Genomic DNA, 15,242 nt, shown 5'->3' on the forward strand with positions numbered 1-15,242 from the left:
GCATCCGTTACTGACAGCAAACGCTTCAACCCGGACCGCCCCATGGAAACATGCGGCGGTCTTTTGTTTTGTGGTGAAAAACTTCAGGATGGGCCCTGCATAAAAACAAAAAATATCAGCGAGGGATGCATGCAAACGGACGTCGGTCTCCATGACTACATCATCGTCGGCGCAGGCCCGGCGGGCTGCCTGCTGGCCAATCGGCTGTCGCAGAATCCTGCCCACCGGGTCCTGTTGCTCGAAGCCGGCGGTCAGGACAACTACGCCTGGATTCATGTGCCGGTGGGCTACCTCTACTGCATCGGCAATCCGCGCACCGACTGGTGCTTCAAAACCGAAGCGGAGCCCGGCCTCGGCGGACGTGCGCTCAACTATCCTCGCGGCAAAGTCCTGGGCGGATGCTCCTCCATCAACGGCATGATCTACATGCGCGGCCAGGCCCGGGACTACGACGGCTGGGCGGAGCAGGGCAACTCGGGATGGGGCTGGAAAGACGTCTTGCCGATCTTCAAGCGCTCGGAAAACCACTACGCCGGCGACTCGGAACTTCACAGCGCGAAAGGTGAATGGCGCGTCGAGCAGCAGCGTCTTTCATGGACGTTGCTGGACGCGTTCCGTGAGGCGGCGGCGCAAACCGGCATCCCGTCGATCCCCGACTTCAACGGCGGCGACAACGAAGGGTGCAGCTATTTTCAGGTCAATCAGCGGCGCGGTGTGCGCTGGAATGCGTCCAAGGCATTTCTTCGGCCTGCGTTGAAACGCCCGAACCTGACGGTGATCACCGGTGCGGAAGTGTCGCGCGTGGAGTTTGAGAACAGCCGCGCTAGCGCGGTGATTGCACGCGTCAACGGACAGGAACAGACGCTTCGCGCCCGGCGGGAAATCATCCTCTGCTGCGGCGCCATCGGATCGCCGATGGTCCTGCAACGCTCAGGCGTCGGGCCGCGTCCACTGCTGGAAAAGCTCGGCATTGGCGTACGGCATGAGCTGCCCGGCGTCGGCGCGAATTTGCAGGATCACCTGCAGTTGCGCCTGATCTACAAGGTCAGTAACGGGCAGACGCTGAATCAGATGGCGGGCAGTGTGTGGGGCAAGATGAACATGGGCCTGCGCTACGCCCTCAATCGCAGCGGTCCGTTGGCGATGGCGCCGAGTCAGTTGGGTGCTTTTGCACGCTCGGGGCCGGAGCAGACAAGCGCCAATCTCGAATACCACGTGCAGCCCTTGTCCCTTGAGCGCTTCGGCGAGCCGCTGCACGGATTTCCCGCATTCACTGCGTCCGTGTGTGATTTGCGCCCGCAGAGCCGTGGCACTGTGGAAATCCGTTCGGCGCTGGCCGATGTCGCGCCGATCATCAGGCCGAATTACCTGAGTCACGAGACCGACCTCAAAGTGGCCGCCGACGCGATTCGCCTGACCCGTCGCATCGCCGCCGCGCCTGCGCTCGCTCGCTTCGAGCCGGTCGAGTACCTGCCCGGCGCGAGCCTGCAAACCGAGGAAGAACTGCGCGAGGCGGCCAGCGTTGTTGGCACGACGATCTTTCACCCGGTAGGCACCTGCAGGATGGGGCAGGGCCGTGATGCCGTAGTCGACGAACGCCTGCGCGTGCACGGCATCACCGGCCTGCGCGTAGTGGATGCGTCGATCATGCCGAACATCACCTCCGGCAACACCTGCTCGCCGACCGTAATGATCGCCGAGAAGGCGGCGCAGATGATTGTTGAGGATGAATTGAGGAACGGAATGCCAGAAATAACGAGCCTGACCACCTCTCTTGAAACCGTGGTTGATTTGGGCGAGCGCTGAACTCTATTGCTCTACAAGCAAACGCCTAAACCGCGCTCAGGCGGTCAACCATGTCAGGGAATTTTTCGACCAGTTTGATCAGCAAAGCAGCCTGTGCATTGGGTTTGGACTTCTCCTGCTCCCAGTTGCGCAGGGTGCTCGTGCTGGTCCGGATCCGCCGCGCAAAAACGTTCTGAGACATGTGCAGCCTTTGCCTCAAGGCCACTATTTCCTGAGCAGAAATCTCAGGCGCAGGCCTGTCTTCAAAGGTATCGCCGCGAAGGGTGAGCTTCCCTTCTCGGTGTGCAGACATTTCCTCAACGCCCTCCATCATTTCTGCGAACAGGTCGCGCTTATTGCTCATCGTTTGCCTCTCTTGCGCAGCTCTGCGTCGATAGCGGCCTTCAATTGACGCTGCTGATCAGCGGTCAAGTTCGAGACCTCATCCTTGTCATAGATCGAAAACATCCAGATCTGGCGATCATTGATCAGCCAATAATAGATAACCCGCAGGCCGCCACGCTTGCCTTTGCCTCGACGTTCATCGTGCCAGCGCAGCTTTCTGAATCCGCCCGTTCCTGGCATGGGATCCCCTGACTCGGGGCTTGCCAAGATATGAATCTGGAGCGCGCGATAGCCATCATCGTCGAGGTAGCCCGGCCTCAGCCGGCTGAAAGTTGTTGTTTCGAAAAATACAGCATCCATAAAAGGGTAGGCAACCTGATTATGTTTGGTCGTAGCTGTAAGCTAGCGGTCGCAGTGAAATGCTTCACCTCGTTTTCTGCCACCAGCTGTTGCATCGCTTCATTGCGTCCAGCGAAATGCCCCGGCAACACAACAATGCCACCCCCACCAATCGTTCTCATCCTTTTCACAAAAAATTGATGGCCCGATGCCTAAAGTTCGCAGCATCGGCGGGGTTCCTCCCGCGTTTATATTCTCATTTCCAGCCAAGCAGACTTTTATGCTCAACGTCAAAGCAGTTCGTCCCGAGCTTGTGACAGTGCTTGCCAGTGCCTTTTTGTTGATCGGGTTTAACCTGACCCTCTGGCAGCATCTATTTGCGATTACCGACTCGGACGGTAAGGGCCTGTTGTTGCGTTGTGCTTTTGCGCTGATGGTGTTCTGCGCGTTTAATATTTTCTTCACGCTGTTAGCGTTCAAGCGTGTATTGAAACCCGTACTGATCTGTCTCTTTTTTATCAGCGCCGGTGTGGCTTATTTCATGAGCCAGTATGGCGTGATGATTGATTCGGGCATGTTCCGAAACTTCGCTGAAACCAATGTCACCGAAGTGCGCGATCTGCTTTCTTTGAAGTTACTCGGCTACTTGTTCTTTCTGGGTGTCGTGCCTTCGGTGATTCTTTTCAAAACACCCATTGCCTATCGGCGCTGGCCTCGCGAGTTGCTGAGCAAAGCGCTGGTGTCCGTCGTGTGCGCGGTCGCTATCGGTGGTGTTGCGTTGATGAATTACCAGGGGCTGTCCTCGCTGTTTCGCAATCATCACGAGTTGCGCCTGATGGTCGTGCCGAGCAATTACCTGGCGGCGTCCGTGGGTTACTTGAGCGAGCAGGTCAAGTCTGCGCAGCGGCCGTTCGTGAGTATTGGTCAAGACGCCAAACTTGCCAGCGATTGGCAGCAGCACAAGCGCAAGTCACTGACCGTGCTGGTCGTTGGCGAAAGTGCGCGGGCCGAGAACTTCGGCATCCTGGGCTACAACCGCGACACCACGCCACAGCTGAGCAAGGAGCGTGGCCTGCTCACGTTTACTGACGTGCATTCCTGCGGCACGGAGACGGCGGTGTCGGTGCCGTGCATGTTTTCCAACATGGGCCGCAAGGATTACAACGCCACGACCGCACGCAATGAAGAAGGCGTGCTCGATGTGCTGAAGCGCGCCGGGCTCGATGTCATCTGGCGCGACAACCAATCGGGCTGCAAGGGCACCTGCGACCGGGTGACGATGCAGGATGTCAGCAACTTCAAGGATCCGGCGTTGTGTGCCAACAACGAGTGCCGCGATGAAATCCTGCTACAGGGGCTGCAACACTTCATCGACACACTGGACAAAGACACCGTGCTGGTACTGCACCAGATGGGCAGTCATGGTCCTGAGTACTTCAAGCGTTATCCGAAAGAGTTCGAGAAGTTCACCCCGGTGTGTGAAAGCAATGCGCTGAATAATTGCTCGCGGGAAAGTATCGTTAACGGTTACGACAACACATTGCTGTACACCGACCATGTACTCGCGATGTTGATCGACATCCTGCGCAACAATCAGGGCAAAGTAGACACGGCCATGGTTTATCTTTCCGACCACGGCGAGTCGTTGGGTGAATACAACCTGTTCCTGCACGGCACGCCTTATATGCTGGCGCCCGATCAACAGAAACATGTCCCGATGATTGCCTGGTTTTCCGAGAGCTATCAGCAGTCGTTCGCTGTGGATACCCACTGCCTGCAAAAAGAGCGAAACGCGCCGCTCAGTCAGGACAACTTGTTTCATTCCATGCTGGGCCTGTTGCAAGTGCGCACAAGCGTTTATAACCCGGCGCTGGACATGTTCGCGGGCTGTCGGGGGATTTATACGGACGGGGTACTGGCCAATGAGTGAGCCCCTCAGCAAGCAGGTTCACGTCGAAGACGTGCGCCAGCATGAGCACACTCTCAGCCGACGCCTGAGTCTGTGGCGCGATGCGCAGCTGGCGCGCAAAGCGTTGCGGGATGCGGGCGAGCCCGGGCTGGTGCTGGACTTGCCATCGGGCTCCGGGCGTTTCTGGCCGGTGCTGGCCGAACACGCCAATCGGGTGATCCTCGCGGCCGATCCTTCAACCGACAGGCTGGCGTTCGCCGAGGCACAGTCATCCAGCGAGGTGCGCAAGCGCATCCGCACGTTCCAGAGTTCGGCGTTTTCCATCGGCCTGTCCGCCAACGCGGTGGACTGCATATTCTGCATGCGTTTGTTCCATCACCTGGGCGATAGCGAAAAACGCGGTGCGATTCTCGACGAGTTTCACCGGGTGACCCGCGACACGGCCATCGTCGCGCTGTGGGTCGACGGCAACGTGAAATCGTGGCGTCGCAAACGTCAGCAGGGCCGACTGGAGGTTGGTATGTCCGCCCCCCGTAATCGATTCGTGGTGTGCCGCAGCGACATCGAATCCGAGTTCGCGCGGGCGGGTTTCAGAATCGTTGATCACCACGACTTTCTCCCCGGCTACGCCATGTGGCGCGTGTACGTGCTGCGCAAGGCGGGCCAGTGATCAGTGATCGGATGGACGGTCGTCGCCACGGCGGCTATTTGCGCGCTTCAAAGATGAAGTTGTTCGAGACTTGCAGGACGGATGCCCGGTAACTGCTTGTAGCGATATATACTGCGCGCCATTCTTCGAGGGAGAGCCGTGTGGCCATCGATATTCACTGGATTCGCGACGACCATAGCCTCGCCGAACATTGCGCACAGTGGCAGACCCTGCCCTACGTCGCGCTCGACACCGAATTCATGCGGGTCGACACCTTCTATCCCATCGCCGCGCTGTTGCAGATCGGCGATGGTTCAAGCGCCTATCTGATCGACCCGTTGCTGATCAGCGACTGGAAGCCTCTGGCCGCGCTGCTGGAAAACCCTGACGTCATCAAAGTCGTTCACGCCTGCAGCGAGGACCTCGAGGTGCTGTTGCGCCTGACCGGCAGCCTCCCGGCGCCGCTGTTCGATACGCAACTGGCCGCGGCCTACCTGAACCTCGGGTTCTCGATGGGTTATTCGCGTCTGGTCCAGGAAGTGCTGAACATCGACCTGCCTAAAGGCGAAACCCGCTCGGACTGGCTGCAACGTCCGCTCTCGGAAACCCAGATCAGCTACGCCGCCGAAGACGCCGTTCACCTGGCCGAGGTGTACAACCTGCTGCGTCCGCGTTTATCCGATGAAAAGTACGCGTGGGTGCTGGAGGACGGTGCTGAACTGGTCGCCAATCTGCGCCGCGAAACCGATCCTTATGACGCTTACCGCGACGCCAAGCTGGCGTGGAAGCTGTCTCGCGCGCAACTCGCCGTGCTGCGCGAGCTCTGCGCCTGGCGCGAGCAACAGGCGCGCCTGCGTAATCAGCCACGCAATCGTATCCTGCGCGAACATTCGCTCTGGCCGCTGGCCAAATCCCAGCCCGACAACCTCGCCGCGCTGGCGAAGATCGACGACATGCACCCCAAGACCGTGCGTCAGGACGGCGAGTTTCTGCTCGACCTGATCAAGAAAGCCGGCAGCGTGTCGCCGGATCTTTGGCCGCCGGCGCTGCCGGAGCCGCTGCCGATCGAGGCCTCCAATGTGCTCAAGAGCCTGCGCGTCATTGGCCAGCAGCAAGCCGAGCGTCTCGACATGGCGCCGGAATTGATGCTGCGCAAGAAGACCCTCGAAGCCCTGCTCAAGACCGGTTACCCAGACGGTCCCTATAAACTGCCCGATTCGCTGCGTGGCTGGCGCCGCGAATTGATGGGCCAGATGCTGCTCGACAGCCTGGCCAACGTCGGAGAACAGCCTTGAAACGTATTTGCTCCATCTACCGCAGCCCGCGCAGGAACGAAATGTACCTGTATGTCCTCAAGAGCGACGCCCTGGAGCGTGTGCCCGAGGAATTGCTGACCGCGTTCGGCAAGCCGCAGCACGCCTTCAATCTGGTCCTGTCGCCGGAGCGCGCCCTGGCCCGCGAAGACATTCACGCGGTGCTCGCCAATCTGGACAAGCAGGGTTACCACCTGCAGATGCCACCGGCCGAAGACGATTACATCGAGCACCTGCCCGAAGAGCTGCTGCGCCGCAACGATCCGATGTGATCGATTTCTGACCCTGCAATCCACCGCAGGGGTACACCGGACCGTCGCATGCGTCAGACCTGACCGGCTCAACCGAGCGCGGTCCGGAACGCTGCGCGGTCGCATGCCCCGTTTATTCGAGTTTTGAAGCCATGCGCGTTCTGATCGCCGAACACGATTACCCCATTTACACCGAACTGCTCCGCCAGACAGCCCCCGAGATCGAAGTGCTGAGCAGCGGTAGCTCCGCCGAACTGTCAAAAATGGCCGCCGAGGCGCCGATCTGGCTTGGCCAGCCTGACCTGCTGGCGAATCTGCTGCGCCAGGGCCACAAACCGAAATGGCTGCAATCGACCTGGGCTGGCATCACGCCGCTGCTGGCTGACGGCCTGTACCGCGACTATCAACTCACCCGCGCGGTTGGCATCTTCGGTCAGGTGATGGCCGAGTTCGTGCTGACCTACATGCTGGTCCACGAACGTGAAGTGCTGGCGCGGTTGGTCAGTCAGGTCGAGCGCAAGTGGGACAACCGCATGGGCCGCAGCCTGTCCGGGCGCAAGGCGTTGATCGTCGGGACGGGCGACATTGGCCGGTGCGTGGCGCAGTTCCTCGTGCCGTTCGGCGTCGAGCTGTATGGCATTGCGTCGAGTGCGCGGACCGAAGCGCCGTTTGTTGAGGTGGCTGCGCTGGAGGACCTGCCGCGTCTGGTGGCCGAGGTTGATTTCGTCATCAATCTGCTGCCCAACACGCCGCAGACCCAGGATCTCTACAACGCCAAACTGTTTGCCCGCTTCAAGCCTTCGGCGTTGTTCATCAACGTCGGTCGGGGCACGGCGGTGGTGGATGCGGATCTGGTCGAAGCGCTGAAGGAAGGACATCTGGCGGGGTCGGTCATTGATGTCTGCCGGCAGGAGCCGCTGCCCCAGCGTCACCCGTTCTGGACGGCGTGGGGCCTGTTGCTCACCGGTCACAGCTCGGCACCGACGTCGCCGCCGGCGATGACCCAGCTGTTCGTGGACAACCTCAAGGCCTATGCGGCCGGCGAGGCGTTGCGCGGAGAAGTGGATTTCGCGAAGGGGTATTGAAGCCTGTCCTTGTGGGACCGGCTTCAGCCGGGAAGAGCCCAGTGTGTACGCCATCCATTTTGTGGAGTGGCCCCGACGCCTTCCCGGCTAAAGCCGGTCCCACTAAAACCCAGCGTCCAGCCCTTACAAACTGAAATCCCCCTCAGCCGCCAGCTCAGCCAGCGGCCGACGCGGGCTCGGCGTCTCGCGGGCCTGAAGGTATTCAGCCAGCGTCGATTTATCCCCCAGCTCGCCGATCGCCACCGCCGCATGCACTGCGTATTCCTCCGGAATCTTCAGCGCCTGGCGAGTCAGTTCCTGATCGAACCCCGCCATGCCGTGGGTGTGCCAACCGCTGAGGCTTGCTTGCAGCGCCAGGTATCCCCACGCCGAACCCGTGTCGAAGGTGTGCCACAGCGCCGGTGTTTCTTCAGTCGCGCCGGGAGCGGTGAAGGTGGTTTTGGAAATAATGATCACCAGCGCCGAGGCATGCTGTGCCCAGCCGCGATTGAATTCATTCAGCAGGCCGAGGAAACGCTCCCAGTTCGGCGTGTCTCGGCGGGCGTAGAGAAAACGCCATGGCTGTGAGTTGTACGCAGAGGGCGCCCAGCGCGCGGCTTCAAAAAAACTCAGCAGGGTTTCCTCGGGAATGCTCTCGCCGCTGAACGCGCGCGGCGACCAGCGCTCGATGAATTGAGGGTCGATGGCGTACTCGGCAACACGGGGATTGGCGCTCATGGATGCGATCCTGATAGAGAGATAAAACCATCCGCCTGGGGCCAGGCGACGTGATCATTCAGATGGGCCGTGGACGGCAGGCATCGTCGAAAAAGACTAGGGTAAGGCGCGGGCATTGGTGGTGCTGCCCGCGAGGGCCTAACGCTACTGCGCCGCCTCGCTGCTGACAAGCCTGCCGTATTTCCCGCTCAAACCCGATCTATCAGGCGCGCGCGTCTTACCGACAGTCGCCAATGCTTGGCCCAACTGCCGTGTACCTCTAGACTGGCGGCCTTTCATTGCCCCACAGCTGTTTGCGCGAGAACCATGGCCGCCATCGTTGAACCCTTCTGGATACGCAAAACCCTCGATCAACTCGATGCCGTCGAGTGGGAATCGCTGTGTGACGGCTGCGGTTTGTGCTGCCTGCAAAAGCTCGAGGACGAGGACGACGGTAGCGTTTATTACACGCGCATCGCCTGCAAGCTGCTGGACCTGAAGACCTGCGCCTGTACTGACTACCCGAATCGCCGGGCCCAGGTCCCGGACTGCATTCAGCTGACGCCCGGAAAAGCCGACGAATTCAAATGGCTGCCGCCCACATGCGGCTATCGGCTGGTCAGCGAGGGCAAGGACCTGCCGCTCTGGCACCATCTGGTGTGCGGGGACCGGGAACAGGTGCACAAACAGCGTATTTCTCAGTCCGGGCGCATGCTCAGCGAAGGCAGCGTGCCTGAGGACGACTGGGAGGATTACCTGATTTTTCGTGCGGGCTAACTCAAAAAGCTCGTGAGGCTGTCGGTTCAGCCGTCACGAGCTTGCTTGCGATGCAGCGTCGATCAGACGCCTTTCGGACCTTTCAACGCGTCGACGCCGGTGTCGACAGCATCTTCTACAGCCACTTCAGCCTTGGTTTTCAGCTTGCTCAGTTCTGCGCCGGCTTCTTCGATGCGCGAACGGGCCACGTCCATCTCGCTGCGACTTTTGTCGATCAGCGCTTTGGCCGAGCAGTGGCCGGTGATGCCACGGGCCAGAACGGCGCCGCCGATTGCCAGTTGCACCAGACCAAAGATCCCGCCGCGGCGCAGGCCTTTGCCCATCATCAGGACACCACCTGCCAGCGAGCCGATGCGCTCCCAGCCTTGTACGTTCTGCTCCGGGTAATCGTGCAAAGGTCGTTCGATGCGTTCAATGATCGGGGTGTCGCTCATGATGCGTTCTCCGTGAAGGGTAGGGTCCTTAAAGCTGACTGTCACCAGCGCAAACTGTTCAATGCGTTTTATCAGCGCTCGAACGTCAGGTGCGATCGGTTTCCCGTCCGAACTGCGGGCCAGAGCGGGTGTTGATGCCTTTGGCCATGCGGTCGTAAAGCACGACGTTGACGGTCGCGGCGAGGTTCATGCAGCCCGTCGTGGGGATGTACACCACGTCTTCGCACCAATCGCGGATCTCTTTATCCAGCGAACCGTCTTCCGGCCCGAAGATATAGATCGCCCGATCAGGGTGGGTGTACTCCGGCAACGCACGTGCGCCCTCGACCAATTCCACGGCCACCGGCACGCAGCCCAGCGGGATGATCTTTCGCAGATCATCAATACCGATCAGCGGGATGTCCTGGTGGATCTTCTTGGTGTCGGTAACGAAATCACGGGCACGCTCGTAGCGCTTGCCGGTGTAGAACACCGACGCCACGCCATAGCAGCCTGCTGCGCGCATCACCGAACCGACGTTTTCCGGGGATTTGGGATTGAACAAGCCGATGCAGGCATAGCGTTTGTTGGCCACGGGGGAGGGTGCTCATCAGAGAAAGCGCGGGATTATAGGGGAAAGAGGCAGCAGGAAGCTGCAAGCCTCAAGCTTTAAGCTGCAAGAGGCGGTGAACGGTGGCCCGACAAACGCCGCTGTGCTTTTACTTGCCGCTTGCCGCTTAAAACTTGCAGCTCAACGCCTCAATCCTTCTTCATCAACCCGGCCAGCGCGGCGAACGGGTTATGGGTCGCCTTGGCGGTTTTCGGGCTGCTGGTCGAGCTTTCCGAGAAGTATTGCTGGTCGGTGTAACGCGAGTGTTCATTGTCGTGGCAGTACAGGCACAGCAGTTCCCAGTTGGAGCCGTCCTGGGGGTTGTTGTCGTGGTTGTGGTCGCGGTGGTGAACGGTCAACTCGCTGAGGCGTTTACCGGCAAATTCCCGGGCGCAGCGGCCGCAGACGTGCGGGTACATGCGCAGGGCTTTGTCGCGATAACCCATTTCGCGATCACGCTGGTTGTCGGCGAGGATGCGGTCCAGTTTGGAAGTGTTGGTTGGCGTGTTGGCCGAACTCATGGCGTCACCTGTTTCGTGTTCTGTTGGCGATGGAGAGCAATGCAGGCAAGTCTAGCGCTTTGCCCGTCGATCAGCCCTTGAGTTTTTCAGCGATCCAGATGGTATGCCGTGTGCCCTTGTTGCCGTGGGCGTAGACCTTGACCTCTTCAGCCTTGAAACCGGCCTTGCGCAGTTTGTCGCTGAAGGCCGCATCTGCGCTGGCGGACCATACGGCCAATACGCCTTTGGGCCGCAGCGCGCTGGCACATGCCGCAAGACCACCGGCCGAATACAGCCAGCTGTTGGATTTTTGCGTCAGGCCTTCAGGGCCGTTGTCGACGTCGAGCATGATCGCGTCAAAGCCCTGGGGTTCGGCTTTCAGCACTTGGGCGACGTCCTGCACCACCACCTTGGCGCGTGGGTCCTGCAACGGATTGCCCGATTTCTCACCCAATGCGCCGCAGTTCCACTCCACCACGCCGGGCACCAACTCGGCGACCACCACTTCGCCGTTCTTGCCCAGGTGCTTGAGTGCCGACGCCAGGGTGAAGCCCATGCCCAATCCGCCGATGAGTACCCGCGGGTTGAGGCGGGACGCGACCTTCTTGCAGGGGATTTCGGCCAGAGCGTCTTCGGAACCGTGCATGCGCGTGTTCATCAACTGGCCGCCGTCGCCACCCTGGATCTTGATGACAAAATCCTCGCCGTACTCGAACAGGCACAAGGCGCCGCCGTTATCGGGGATCGGAGTGGTGTCGAGCAGAACAAAACGTTTCATGGATAACTCGTCAAAAGGGTCGGGCCGCATACAGCGCAATTTGTCAGAGCGCGATGGGTTGCGCAGGAGTAGCCTGAGCGATAAGCGAAAGATTGGCAGGGGAGGCCAACGATGAAGTGCTCCATTCTACTGACGATTGTCATCACTGTGCTCGGCGTGTCGCAAGCGTCTGCCGAGAGCCTGCAACCTGTTCTGAATACGCCCGAGCCCATTGCGGCGTCCGCCGGTTCGCCCGGCACCGCAACGCCAACGCCGTACCCACAAGTGGCGCCGCCGGGCATTCCCCACGCAGGTGGACAGGGCAACCCGCCACTGCTGCCGAAGATTCCCCAACCAGGTCCGCCAAAGGACGATGAGCCATTGCCGGGCTTGCAGCCGTCGGTCAAGCCCAATCCCTGAAGGCCGTTCTGCTTAATCCTGCTGCGCCACCACCTGCCCATCCATCATGCGCAGCCGCTTCGACATCGCCACCGCGATCGCGCGGATGATCTTCGCCGCCACTTTCGGCGCTTCGTTGAGCATCTTGTCCAGCGAGTCCTTGCCCAGGTTCAACAGATCGCACGAAGACGCGGCAACGCACGTGGCCGAGCGGCGTTCGCCGTCCAGCACCGCCATTTCGCCAAACGCCCTGCCACTGCGCAGAATGGCGGTCTCCACCGGATGACCGTCGCTGTTGAGCTTCTGCACCGACACCGTGCCCGAATGAATGATGCACATGAACGTGCCCGCGTCGCCTTCGTTGAAGATCGCGTCACCTTTTTCAATGTTGCTGATGCTGAAGTATCCCGCAGCCGCGGCAAATTCCGCGGGCGTCAGGGCGATGAACAGACCGCAGTCCATCAGCATGTCGCGAATTTCCTTATTCAGTGACGAAGAGTTGAGCAATGTAGACATGGCGAGTTCTAGTTAAGTGGTTTGAAAGAGTGCTTGAAACGCTGGACCGCCTTCGAAGAGCCCCGGACTTTACAGCGTCCGGGGCTTCCCATGTGACACACCGCCTGCGCAGATTTCGTCAGGCCAGGTTCAGCACTTTCAGAATAAAGCCGTATTCGAGTGCTACGTCACGCAATCCCTGATAACGCCCGCTCATGCCGCCGTGGCCCGCGCCCAGTTCGGTCTTGAGCAACAGCAGGTTGTCGTCGGTTTTCAGATCACGCAGTTTCGCCACCCACTTGGCCGCTTCCCAATATTGCACGCGGCTGTCGTTGTAACCCGCGATCACCAGCATGGCCGGATACTGCTGCGCCGTGACGTTTTCATAAGGCGCGTAGGCCTTGATCCGCGCGTGAACATCGGGCTCTTGCGGGTTGCCCCATTCGTCGTACTCGGTGACGGTCAGCGGCAGATCGGGATCGAGCATGGTGTTGAGCACATCGACGAACGGCACTTCAGCAATGGCCGCCTTGAACAGCTCCGGACGCTGATTGACCACCGCGCCAATCAACAGGCCGCCAGCACTGCCACCGCTGATCACCAGTTGTTCGGCAGTGGTGATGTTCTCCGCGATCAAATGTTCGGCACAGGCGATGAAGTCGCTGAAGGTGTTCTGCTTGTGTTCCTGCTTGCCGTTGCGGTACCAGGCCTCGCCCAGCTCACCGCCGCCGCGCACATGGGCGATGGCGAAAGCGATGCCGCGATCAAGCAAACTCAGCCGCGCGTGGGAAAACCACGGGTCCAGGCTTTCGCCGTATGCGCCATAGCCGTACAGATACAGCGGAACGGTCTGACCGGCCAGCTCGCGTTTGACCACCAGGCTGATCGGCACTTGCGTACCGTCGGCGGCTGTCGCCCACAACCGCTGGCTGACGTAGGCATCGGCGTCGAACACACCCAGTACGGGCGTTTCCTTGAGTACGACCTGCTCCCCGGTGGCCAGCGACAATTGCCAGACCTGCGGCGGACGATTCAGTGATTGATAGCGCAGGCGAATCTTGTCGCTCTCGAACTCAAGGGTGTCCTGCACATACAGGTTGTACGCCGCATCCGGCAGTTGCACGCGATAGGCCGGCAGACCTTGGGGATGGACTTCGACGATTGGCAAGCCGCCTTCGCGCAGGCTCAAGGTCAGGCCTTTGGCGTTGAGGCTGAAGCCGTCGAGCATGACCGTCTCGCTGTGGGCAATCAGGTTCTGCCAGTCGCTCCGCTTAGGTGCGCCGTCGGGTTTTTCCGGTGCGTGGTACAGCGCAAAGTTGATGCCGTCCTGATTGCTGCGGATGACCCAGCTCCACTTGCCCTCAATCAGGCCGTGATCCACTGAGTATTCGTGCCCCTCGCTGCGCGGCGCCATGCACACGAACTTCTGCTGGGGTGTGTCGGCGTCCAGCACCCAGGCCTCGCTGGTGGTTTTGCTGTCCAGCCCCACAATTAACTGCCGCTCCGAGCTGCTGCGGTAGCAATGCAGGAAGAAGCGCCCGTCGGGCTCGGTGAACACCGGCTCGGCGGATGCTTCGCCCAGTTTATGGCGGTACAGCTTGTGCGGACGATGGGTATCGTCCAGCTCGCCGAAGAACAGCGTCTGGCTGTCGTTCGCCCACGTCATGCTGCCGTCACAGTCTTCGAACGGCAGACTGCTGACCACGCCGCTGCTCAGCTCCTTGACGTACAGCTGATAAACCTCTTCGCCGCTGGTGTCGAGGCTGTAGGCCAGGCGTTGATGGTCGGGGCTGATGCTGAACGCGCCTAGGGAGAAGAAGCCACCGCCGGCCAGTTCGTTGGGGTCGAGCAGCAACTCTTCAGCGCTTTCGTCGAGGGTCTGGGAGTCATCGGCCGGACGCGGGCAGCGGTAGTGACGGGCGTATTCGTCGCCCTCGGTGGTGCGGGTGTAGTAAAGATACGGGCCCCAGGGGGAGGGCAGTGACAGGTCGGTTTCCAGGATGCGGCCCTTGATCTCCTGAAACAGGGTTTCGCGCAACGGCTGCAGGTCGGCGAGCTGCTGTTCCTGCCAGGCGTTCTCGGCCTTGAGGTAATCGAGCACTTCATCGGTGTCGCGGTTTTGCAGCCAGGCGTACGGGTCGGCGCCGTCAGCCTTGCGGGCGACGGGGGCGACGGGGGCGTTGGAAGTGTGTGGGGCGGAAGGCATGCTGGGCTCTCTCACGTGGGCTCATCTGAACGGGATCGGTCGCGCTGCCCGGTGCTGGACACGCGGCAGACCGATAACTGAAGCCGGGGAAGCCGGGCTGGTGAAAAGTCGTTATCATAAGCGCCTCTTTACCTGCCTTACCACGGACGTCATGACCGACAACGACTATCTGATTGCCTGGGGCCTTTACGCGTTCGCCGCGTTGGGCTGTCTGTTGGTGTGGTTCAAGCTGACCGGCTGGATGTGGCGCTACCTGCGCGAACCCTTGCGGGTGATCGGCGCCGTGCTGTTGTTCTGCCCGACCATCGTCGATCCGTCCAAGGATCAATACGCCCCCGCGCTGGCGATCAGCGTGCTGGATCTGGCGCTGAAGGTCGGCAACAACGTCTGGCGCGCCGTGCTCGACCTCTCCACCTACGGCGCCATCGCCCTGGGGCTCTACCTCATCTTCGCCTTGATCCGCTTGCCGTTCCTGCGCAAGAAAAAAGCCCGTATGGCCCACGCCGAAGCCGCCGCTGCACAGGCTGCCGCCGAACAAAAGGAACACGACGAGCCTTATGCCGATCAAGGGGCAGGGCGCTTCGCCAGCCAGTCGCCCGCTTCAACGCCAGTGGCTGCGTCAACGCCGGGGCCGAGCGGCCGTTATCGCGTCGAACCCAAGCTGTGATCGTGACCGGCGTCTTCCCGGACGCGTGCGTCAACGCACCGAGGCC

18 protein-coding genes are annotated in these 15,242 nt (G+C 60.5%); 9 read left to right on the plus strand and 9 right to left on the minus strand.

Annotated features, from left to right (window positions below; genetic code table 11):
* Positions 1-129: 129 nt before the first annotated feature.
* Positions 130-1,806: a GMC family oxidoreductase gene (locus tag AC07RO_RS09550; protein ID WP_495085897.1), complete on the plus strand. Its 1,677-nt coding sequence runs from the start codon at positions 130-132 to the stop codon at positions 1,804-1,806.
* 25 nt (positions 1,807-1,831) lie between these two features.
* Here the strand turns inward: AC07RO_RS09550 and AC07RO_RS09555 are convergent, their stop codons facing one another.
* Entirely contained in the window at positions 1,832-2,149 is a 318-nt protein-coding gene (locus AC07RO_RS09555; RefSeq protein WP_192170900.1) for a helix-turn-helix domain-containing protein, read from the minus strand.
* Positions 2,146-2,490, minus strand: coding sequence for a toxin (locus tag AC07RO_RS09560; protein ID WP_495085898.1), 345 nt, complete (start codon positions 2,488-2,490; stop codon positions 2,146-2,148). The genes AC07RO_RS09555 and AC07RO_RS09560 overlap by 4 nt, the downstream gene beginning before the upstream one ends.
* 259 nt (positions 2,491-2,749) lie before the next feature.
* Here AC07RO_RS09560 and AC07RO_RS09565 point away from each other — a divergent pair, with 259 nt between their 5' ends.
* The 5 genes from AC07RO_RS09565 (at position 2,750) to AC07RO_RS09585 (ending at position 7,676) form a co-directional block, all read left to right on the plus strand.
* The gene (locus tag AC07RO_RS09565) at positions 2,750-4,399 is read left to right on the plus strand and encodes a phosphoethanolamine transferase (protein ID WP_346625677.1); all 1,650 of its coding nucleotides are present in this window, start codon (positions 2,750-2,752) and stop codon (positions 4,397-4,399) included.
* Positions 4,392-5,048: a class I SAM-dependent methyltransferase gene (locus tag AC07RO_RS09570; RefSeq protein ID WP_192170903.1), complete on the plus strand. Its 657-nt coding sequence runs from the start codon at positions 4,392-4,394 to the stop codon at positions 5,046-5,048. The genes AC07RO_RS09565 and AC07RO_RS09570 overlap by 8 nt, the downstream gene beginning before the upstream one ends.
* Positions 5,049-5,188: 140 nt before the next feature.
* The gene (gene rnd, locus AC07RO_RS09575) at positions 5,189-6,322 is read left to right on the plus strand and encodes a ribonuclease D (protein WP_192170904.1); all 1,134 of its coding nucleotides are present in this window, start codon (positions 5,189-5,191) and stop codon (positions 6,320-6,322) included.
* On the plus strand, positions 6,319-6,612 hold the full coding sequence (locus AC07RO_RS09580) for a YcgL domain-containing protein (RefSeq protein WP_122537448.1): 294 nt from the start codon (positions 6,319-6,321) through the stop codon (positions 6,610-6,612). Before rnd ends, AC07RO_RS09580 begins: the two co-directional genes overlap by 4 nt.
* A 131-nt stretch (positions 6,613-6,743) precedes the next feature.
* On the plus strand, positions 6,744-7,676 hold the full coding sequence (locus tag AC07RO_RS09585; protein ID WP_495085899.1) for a D-2-hydroxyacid dehydrogenase: 933 nt from the start codon (positions 6,744-6,746) through the stop codon (positions 7,674-7,676).
* A gap of 123 nt (positions 7,677-7,799) precedes the next feature.
* Here AC07RO_RS09585 and AC07RO_RS09590 read toward each other — a convergent pair whose 3' ends face one another.
* Positions 7,800-8,393, minus strand: a complete 594-nt coding sequence (locus AC07RO_RS09590; protein WP_495085900.1) for a nitroreductase family protein — start codon at positions 8,391-8,393, stop codon at positions 7,800-7,802.
* A gap of 306 nt (positions 8,394-8,699) precedes the next feature.
* Here AC07RO_RS09590 and AC07RO_RS09595 point away from each other — a divergent pair, with 306 nt between their 5' ends.
* Entirely contained in the window at positions 8,700-9,149 is a 450-nt protein-coding gene (locus tag AC07RO_RS09595; protein ID WP_192170907.1) for a YcgN family cysteine cluster protein, read from the plus strand.
* Between the two features lie 62 nt (positions 9,150-9,211).
* Here the strand turns inward: AC07RO_RS09595 and AC07RO_RS09600 are convergent, their stop codons facing one another.
* The 4 genes from AC07RO_RS09600 to AC07RO_RS09615 form a co-directional block, all read right to left on the minus strand.
* A complete protein-coding gene (locus AC07RO_RS09600) occupies positions 9,212-9,583 on the minus strand; it encodes a YgaP family membrane protein (protein WP_108122086.1) in 372 nt (123 codons plus the stop codon).
* A gap of 85 nt (positions 9,584-9,668) precedes the next feature.
* The gene (locus AC07RO_RS09605; RefSeq protein WP_065986778.1) at positions 9,669-10,157 is read right to left on the minus strand and encodes an RNA methyltransferase; all 489 of its coding nucleotides are present in this window, start codon (positions 10,155-10,157) and stop codon (positions 9,669-9,671) included.
* A 164-nt stretch (positions 10,158-10,321) separates the two neighbouring features.
* Positions 10,322-10,693, minus strand: a complete 372-nt coding sequence (locus AC07RO_RS09610) for a YajD family HNH nuclease (RefSeq protein WP_074890657.1) — start codon at positions 10,691-10,693, stop codon at positions 10,322-10,324.
* Between the two features lie 70 nt (positions 10,694-10,763).
* Entirely contained in the window at positions 10,764-11,450 is a 687-nt protein-coding gene (locus AC07RO_RS09615) for a spermidine synthase (protein WP_192170908.1), read from the minus strand.
* A 111-nt stretch (positions 11,451-11,561) separates the two neighbouring features.
* Here AC07RO_RS09615 and AC07RO_RS09620 point away from each other — a divergent pair, with 111 nt between their 5' ends.
* Positions 11,562-11,849 (plus strand): hypothetical protein, encoded by a 288-nt coding sequence (locus AC07RO_RS09620; RefSeq protein ID WP_192170909.1) that lies wholly within the window; start codon positions 11,562-11,564, stop codon positions 11,847-11,849.
* A gap of 12 nt (positions 11,850-11,861) precedes the next feature.
* On the opposite strand, the gene AC07RO_RS09625 is transcribed toward AC07RO_RS09620, so the two are convergent.
* Entirely contained in the window at positions 11,862-12,344 is a 483-nt protein-coding gene (locus AC07RO_RS09625; protein ID WP_463582639.1) for a Crp/Fnr family transcriptional regulator, read from the minus strand.
* Between the two features lie 118 nt (positions 12,345-12,462).
* Positions 12,463-14,529 carry a S9 family peptidase gene (locus tag AC07RO_RS09630; protein ID WP_495085901.1) on the minus strand — a complete coding sequence of 689 codons (2,067 nt, stop codon included), beginning with the start codon at positions 14,527-14,529 and terminating at the stop codon, positions 12,463-12,465.
* A gap of 151 nt (positions 14,530-14,680) precedes the next feature.
* Between AC07RO_RS09630 and AC07RO_RS09635 the strand changes: the two genes are divergently transcribed.
* Positions 14,681-15,196, plus strand: coding sequence for an MFS transporter (locus AC07RO_RS09635; protein WP_495085902.1), 516 nt, complete (start codon positions 14,681-14,683; stop codon positions 15,194-15,196).
* Positions 15,197-15,242 lie beyond the last annotated feature (46 nt).

The sequence above is a fragment of the Pseudomonas sp. GW821-FHT07F05 genome (assembly GCF_059418765.1).

Excerpts from the sequence above, each read along its gene's own strand:
- AC07RO_RS09550 (WP_495085897.1), top strand. The coding sequence starts at position 130 with ATGCAAACGGACGTCGGTCTCCATGACTACATCATCGTCGGCGCAGGC.
- AC07RO_RS09555 (WP_192170900.1), bottom strand. The coding sequence starts at position 2,149 with ATGAGCAATAAGCGCGACCTGTTCGCAGAAATGATGGAGGGCGTTGAG.
- AC07RO_RS09560 (WP_495085898.1), bottom strand. The coding sequence starts at position 2,490 with ATGGATGCTGTATTTTTCGAAACAACAACTTTCAGCCGGCTGAGGCCG.
- AC07RO_RS09565 (WP_346625677.1), top strand. The coding sequence starts at position 2,750 with ATGCTCAACGTCAAAGCAGTTCGTCCCGAGCTTGTGACAGTGCTTGCC.
- AC07RO_RS09570 (WP_192170903.1), top strand. The coding sequence starts at position 4,392 with ATGAGTGAGCCCCTCAGCAAGCAGGTTCACGTCGAAGACGTGCGCCAG.
- AC07RO_RS09585 (WP_495085899.1), top strand. The coding sequence starts at position 6,744 with ATGCGCGTTCTGATCGCCGAACACGATTACCCCATTTACACCGAACTG.
- AC07RO_RS09590 (WP_495085900.1), bottom strand. The coding sequence starts at position 8,393 with ATGAGCGCCAATCCCCGTGTTGCCGAGTACGCCATCGACCCTCAATTC.
- AC07RO_RS09595 (WP_192170907.1), top strand. The coding sequence starts at position 8,700 with ATGGCCGCCATCGTTGAACCCTTCTGGATACGCAAAACCCTCGATCAA.
- AC07RO_RS09600 (WP_108122086.1), bottom strand. The coding sequence starts at position 9,583 with ATGAGCGACACCCCGATCATTGAACGCATCGAACGACCTTTGCACGAT.
- AC07RO_RS09610 (WP_074890657.1), bottom strand. The coding sequence starts at position 10,693 with ATGAGTTCGGCCAACACGCCAACCAACACTTCCAAACTGGACCGCATC.
- AC07RO_RS09615 (WP_192170908.1), bottom strand. The coding sequence starts at position 11,450 with ATGAAACGTTTTGTTCTGCTCGACACCACTCCGATCCCCGATAACGGC.
- AC07RO_RS09620 (WP_192170909.1), top strand. The coding sequence starts at position 11,562 with ATGAAGTGCTCCATTCTACTGACGATTGTCATCACTGTGCTCGGCGTG.
- AC07RO_RS09625 (WP_463582639.1), bottom strand. The coding sequence starts at position 12,344 with ATGTCTACATTGCTCAACTCTTCGTCACTGAATAAGGAAATTCGCGAC.
- AC07RO_RS09630 (WP_495085901.1), bottom strand. The coding sequence starts at position 14,529 with ATGCCTTCCGCCCCACACACTTCCAACGCCCCCGTCGCCCCCGTCGCC.
- AC07RO_RS09635 (WP_495085902.1), top strand. The coding sequence starts at position 14,681 with ATGACCGACAACGACTATCTGATTGCCTGGGGCCTTTACGCGTTCGCC.